This is a genomic window from Pyxidicoccus caerfyrddinensis, assembly GCF_010894405.1.
In the GTDB taxonomy this organism is placed as follows: domain Bacteria; phylum Myxococcota; class Myxococcia; order Myxococcales; family Myxococcaceae; genus Myxococcus; species Myxococcus caerfyrddinensis.
Genome location: NZ_JAAIYA010000113.1, coordinates 1 through 917, shown reverse-complemented (window position 1 = coordinate 917; position 917 = coordinate 1). Strand labels below are relative to the sequence as shown.

At 69.2% G+C, this 917-nt stretch carries 1 protein-coding gene; it reads right to left on the bottom strand.

The window, feature by feature from the left end; all coding sequences use genetic code 11:
* On the bottom strand, nt 1–917 hold a 917-nt coding region (locus G4D86_RS51730), incomplete at both ends, for an amino acid adenylation domain-containing protein (protein ID WP_164003097.1).

The window sequence follows — 917 nt, the reverse complement described above, 5'->3', positions numbered from 1 at the left end:
ACGAAGGCCGAGGGGAGCATGTACTCGGGCAGCTTCGTCTTGAGGAAGTCACGCAGCTCGGGGGCGGAGGGCGACAGGGCTCCCGGAGGAGGCACGGCGTAGGCCACCAGGCGCTTGTCGCCCGGAGAGTCCTCGCGCACCACGACGACGGCCTGACGCACGTGGGGGTGCGACTGGAGGGCGGCTTCGACTTCGCCCAACTCAATGCGGAAGCCACGCACCTTCACCTGGAAGTCGAGGCGGCCCAGGTACTCCAGGGCGCCGTGAGGAAGGCGGCGCACCTTGTCACCGGTGCGGTAGAGGCGCTCGCCGGGGATGGAGGAGAAGGGGTTGGGAAGGAAGCGCTCAGCGGTGAGGTGAGGGCGTGCGAGGTAGCCGCGCACGACGCCAGCGCCGCCGATGAAGAGCTCGCCGGGCACGCCGATGGGGACGGGGCGCAGGTGCGAGTCGAGGACGAAGAGGGAGGTATTGGCGATGGGCTGTCCGAGAGAGACGACGGACGAGGGCACAGAGGGGAGGGGGAAGCAGGAGGACCAGACGGTGGTCTCCGTGGGCCCGTACATGTTGAGGACGGAGGGCACGCGCTGGCGCAGCTGGAGAGCCAGGTCCGCGGAGAGGGCCTCGCCACCGACGAGCAACTGCTGGAGAGAGCGCAGGGCGTCAGCGGACTCGGAGTCGAGCAGGAGTGCGCGAGCCAGCGAGGGAGTGCACTGCAGGTGGGTGACGGCGTGCTGGCGGACGGCGCGAGGCAGCCAGGAGGGGGAGAGGGTTTCCGGCTGGAGCACGACGCGGAAGCCGCGAGCGAGAGTCCAGAGCAACTCGAGGACGGAGATGTCGAAGGACAGGCGGGTGACGGCGAGCCAGACACCGAGGGGGTGGGAGTGGACGCAGGCGTCCATGCCGGTGAAGAAGTTGGA